The sequence below is a fragment of the Vibrio sp. V43_P6S15P86 genome, assembly GCF_009904725.1.
Lineage (GTDB): Bacteria > Pseudomonadota > Gammaproteobacteria > Enterobacterales > Vibrionaceae > Vibrio > Vibrio diabolicus.
Genome location: NZ_WXWT01000221.1, coordinates 1 through 5089, shown reverse-complemented (window position 1 = coordinate 5089; position 5089 = coordinate 1). Strand labels below are relative to the sequence as shown.

The window sequence follows — 5089 nt, the reverse complement described above, 5'->3', positions numbered from 1 at the left end:
GTTTTAGCTTTGTTTTTGGGTGTAATCGTTAAAAGTATTCCTATTTTTGTCGTGGTGAACGTTTGCGTTAAAAACTCATAATTTTTTGTGATCCCTAAAAAGTTCAAATTTGTAAAATTCATTAAACCTCTATCCCTCCCTATGTAATAGCATTCAAAAGTTGTCTTTTTGAGCCTTACTGATTCGAAATGACCTTACTCGCTAGAAATTGATAATTTATTTTTGATTGTAGGTTGACAGGTTTCCAGTCCAACTTTAGAATACCGCCAATTTGTCTGAAATACCTATTTATGTAGATTTTATAGGTAAAGGAAGGCATGTTTGCAGTTTGATTTATTTTTTTTGCATTTTTATTCTGGAGGTTGTCTTGGGTAAATTAGCACTGTTAGTCCTAGAAGATGGGACAGTGTTCCACGGAGTGTCCATAGGGGCAGATGGTATTTCCGTTGGTGAAGTCGTTTTTAATACCTCGATGACGGGGTATCAAGAAATCCTCACTGATCCTTCCTATTCTCAGCAAATCGTCACCCTTACTTATCCTCACATTGGCAATACCGGAACCACTTCCGAAGATGAAGAATCCTCTTCCATTCATGCACAAGGCCTTGTGATTCGCGATCTTCCTCTTATCGCTTCTAACTTCCGTAATGAACAATCCCTCTCTGATTACCTTAAGTCTCAAAATATCGTTGGCATCGCTGATATTGATACGCGAAAGCTCACTCGTATCTTGCGTGAAAAAGGTGCTCAAAACGGCTGTATTGTTGCGGGCAACAACCTAGACGAAGCTTTGGCACTAGCGAAAGCAAAAGAATTCCCAGGCTTAAAAGGAATGGACCTTGCGAAAGAAGTTACAACAAAAGAAGCGTATCAATGGAAGCAAGGTTCGTGGACGCTTGAAGGTGGACTTCCAGAGGCGAAAGATGACAGCGAGCTGCCATACCACGTTGTCGCTTACGACTTCGGCGCAAAACGCAACATCCTGCGAATGTTGGTTGACCGCGGCTGCCGCTTAACGGTTGTACCTGCAGAAACGTCAGCGGAAGAAGTGCTTGCGATGAACCCGGACGGTGTTTTCCTATCAAATGGCCCTGGTGACCCAGAACCATGTACTTACGCGATTGAAGCAACCAAAGTGTTCCTAGAAAAAGGCCTGCCAATTTTTGGTATTTGTCTAGGTCACCAAATTCTGGCGCTAGCATCAGGTGCGCAAACGGTGAAAATGAAGTTTGGTCACCACGGTGCAAACCACCCAGTAAAAGATTTAGAGCGTAACGTTGTGATGATCACTTCGCAAAACCACGGCTTTGCGGCAGATGAAGCAACATTACCGGAAAACTTACGTGCTACTCACGTATCGCTATTTGATGGCTCTTTGCAAGGTATCCACCGCACAGACAAGCCAGCATTTAGCTTCCAAGGTCACCCAGAAGCGAGCCCAGGTCCACATGACGCGGCACCGCTATTTGACCACTTTATCGAACTAATCAAAAAACACAGCGCTTAATTCGGAGTAGTAGATAATGCCAAAACGTACTGACATTCAAAGTATTCTAATTCTTGGTGCTGGTCCGATTGTTATCGGTCAGGCATGTGAGTTTGACTACTCTGGCGCACAAGCGTGTAAAGCTCTTCGCGAAGAAGGCTACCGAGTTATCCTGGTTAACTCTAACCCAGCAACCATCATGACTGACCCAGAGATGGCAGATGCGACTTACATTGAGCCGATTCAGTGGGAAGTTGTACGCAAGATCATCGAGAAAGAACGTCCTGATGCAGTTCTGCCAACTATGGGTGGTCAGACAGCACTTAACTGTGCGTTAGATTTAGAGAAGCACGGCGTTCTCGCAGAGTTTGGCGTAGAGATGATTGGTGCAACGGCTGATGCAATCGACAAAGCGGAAGACCGTTCTCGTTTTGATAAAGCGATGAAGTCTATCGGCCTTGAGTGTCCTCGCGCAGATACAGCGAAGAGCATGGAAGAAGCTTACAAAGTTTTAGATATGGTTGGCTTCCCTTGTATCATTCGTCCATCGTTCACCATGGGTGGCACTGGTGGTGGTATTGCGTACAACAAAGAAGAGTTCGAAGAAATCTGTCGTCGCGGTCTGGACTTATCTCCGACCAACGAACTTCTTATCGATGAGTCACTCATCGGTTGGAAAGAGTACGAAATGGAAGTCGTTCGTGACAAAGCGGACAACTGTATCATCGTATGTTCAATCGAGAACTTTGACCCAATGGGCATCCATACGGGTGACTCAATCACGGTTGCTCCAGCACAAACACTGACTGACAAAGAATACCAGCTTATGCGTAATGCATCGCTAGCCGTTCTACGTGAGATTGGTGTTGAAACAGGTGGTTCAAACGTACAGTTTGGTATCAACCCGAAAGATGGTCGTATGGTCATCATCGAGATGAACCCGCGTGTATCTCGCTCTTCTGCGCTAGCATCAAAAGCAACAGGCTTCCCAATCGCGAAAATTGCCGCGAAGCTGGCAGTTGGCTTTACTCTGGACGAATTACAAAACGACATCACGGGCGGTGCAACACCAGCATCATTCGAACCAACTATCGACTACGTAGTAACTAAGATTCCTCGCTTTAACTTCGAGAAATTTGCTGGCGCAAACGACCGTCTGACGACTCAGATGAAATCGGTTGGTGAGGTAATGGCAATTGGTCGTAACCAACAAGAATCTCTTCACAAAGCACTGCGTGGCCTAGAAGTTGGCGCAACTGGTTTTGACGAGATGGTCGATTTAGAAGCACCAGATGCACTGACTAAGATTCGTCACGAACTTAAAGAAGCAGGCGCTGAGCGTATCTGGTACATCGCCGATGCATTCCGAGCTGGCATGTCAGTTGACGGCGTGTTCAACTTGACTCAAATCGACCGTTGGTTCCTGGTTCAAATCGAAGAAATCGTAAAACTCGAAGAGCAAGTCAAGGCGGGCGGCTACGCAGGTTTGACCAAAGAAGTTCTTCGCCAGATGAAACGTAAAGGCTTCTCTGATGCGCGCTTGTCTAAACTGCTAGGTGTCGCTGAAAGTGAAATTCGCCGTGCTCGTGAGCAGTTTGATATTCACCCGGTTTACAAACGTGTGGATACGTGTGCCGCAGAGTTTTCTTCTGACACGGCTTACATGTACTCATCTTACGATGAAGAGTGTGAAGCCAACCCAACAGACAAAGACAAGATCATGGTTCTTGGTGGTGGTCCAAACCGTATCGGCCAAGGCATTGAATTTGATTACTGTTGTGTACACGCATCACTTGCGCTGCGTGAAGACGGTTACGAAACCATTATGGTTAACTGTAACCCAGAAACGGTATCTACTGACTATGATACGTCTGATCGTCTGTACTTCGAACCAGTAACTCTGGAAGATGTACTGTCTATCGCTCGCGTTGAAAAACCAAAAGGTGTGATTGTTCAGTACGGTGGTCAAACGCCACTTAAACTGGCTCGTGCTCTAGAAGCGGCCGGTGTTCCAATCATTGGTACGAGCCCAGATGCTATCGACCGTGCGGAAGACCGTGAACGCTTCCAAGCCGCTGTTGACCGTTTAGGTCTACTTCAGCCAGAAAACGCGACAGTAACAACGATGGAGCAAGCGGTTGAGAAGTCGAAAGAAATTGGCTTCCCATTAGTTGTTCGTCCATCTTATGTACTCGGTGGTCGTGCGATGGAAATCGTATACGACGAGCAAGACCTGCGTCGCTACTTCAATGAAGCAGTAAGCGTATCGAACGAGTCTCCAGTTCTACTAGACCGTTTCTTGGATGATGCAACCGAAGTTGATATTGATGCTATCTGTGACGGTGAACGCGTCGTTATCGGCGGTATCATGGAACACATCGAACAAGCCGGTGTTCACTCTGGTGACTCTGCATGTTCACTGCCTGCATACACGCTAAGTCAGGAAATTCAAGACAAGATGCGTGAGCAAGTTGAGAAGCTGGCGTTCGAACTCGGTGTACGCGGTTTGATGAACACGCAGTTTGCTGTGAAAGACAACGACGTTTACCTAATCGAAGTGAACCCTCGTGCTGCTCGTACGGTACCATTCGTATCGAAAGCGACAGGTGCACCTCTAGCGAAAATCGCTGCACGTGTAATGGCGGGTCAATCTCTAGAGTCACAAGGCTTTACTAAAGAGATTATCCCTCCTTACTACTCAGTGAAAGAAGTGGTTCTGCCGTTCAACAAATTCCCTGGCGTTGACCCGCTATTGGGCCCAGAAATGCGCTCAACAGGTGAAGTAATGGGCGTTGGCGCAACATTCGCAGAAGCTTACGCGAAAGCAGAGCTAGGTTGTGGTGCGGTTTACCCTGAAGGTGGTCGTGCGCTACTGTCAGTACGTGAAGGCGATAAAGAGCGTGTTGTTGACCTGGCTTCTAAGCTAGTGAAACTGGGTTACCAGTTGGATGCGACACATGGTACTGCTGTGATTCTGGGCGAAGCGGGTATCAACCCACGTTTGGTAAACAAAGTACACGAAGGTCGTCCACACATTCTTGACCGCATCAAGAACAACGAATACACCTACATCGTAAACACGGCAGCTGGTCGTCAAGCGATTGAAGATTCGAAAGTTCTACGTCGCGGCGCACTGGCAGAGAAAGTGAACTACACAACGACACTGAACGCAGCGTTCGCTACATGTATGTCTCACACTGCAGATGCAAAAGCGTCAGTAACTTCGGTTCAAGAGCTACACGCTAAAGTGAAAGCTAGTCTAGACGCGTAACAGATAAAAATCAGTAAGCTCGTTAATCAGGGCTTACATGACAACCTCATTGCCCGCTTATTTGAGCGGGCTTTTTTATATTGAGGTTTTTCTAAAATGAAGAGCATTAAAGTGTGCTAGGAACGATTGGTATGCTTTGCTTTTGAAGATCATCAAGCTAATTATGGCAAGCAATATTCCCAAAGATGAAGAAATAGTACTACCACTTGCTACAACAGAGTTGACGCTGTAGGCCTGAGGGATTAAGCCGATCATAATTCTTTAAACAGATAGGTAATTAGCAAAAGTTAAAATAAGCAGTGTTGAGCTTAAAAACATACTAACTATGGAGC

At 46.2% G+C, this 5089-nt stretch carries 2 protein-coding genes; both read left to right on the top strand.

Annotated elements, in window-relative coordinates; all coding sequences use genetic code 11:
- Positions 1-367 precede the first annotated feature (367 nt).
- On the top strand, positions 368-1507 hold the full coding sequence (gene carA / locus CAG69_RS09820; protein ID WP_046873990.1) for a glutamine-hydrolyzing carbamoyl-phosphate synthase small subunit: 1140 nt from the start codon (positions 368-370) through the stop codon (positions 1505-1507).
- A gap of 16 nt (positions 1508-1523) precedes the next feature.
- Positions 1524-4757 (top strand): carbamoyl-phosphate synthase large subunit, encoded by a 3234-nt coding sequence (carB, locus tag CAG69_RS09815; RefSeq protein WP_005381854.1) that lies wholly within the window; start codon positions 1524-1526, stop codon positions 4755-4757.
- The last annotated feature ends 332 nt before the right edge of the window (positions 4758-5089 follow it).

Excerpts from the sequence above, each read along its gene's own strand:
- carB (WP_005381854.1), top strand. The coding sequence starts at position 1,524 with ATGCCAAAACGTACTGACATTCAAAGTATTCTAATTCTTGGTGCTGGT.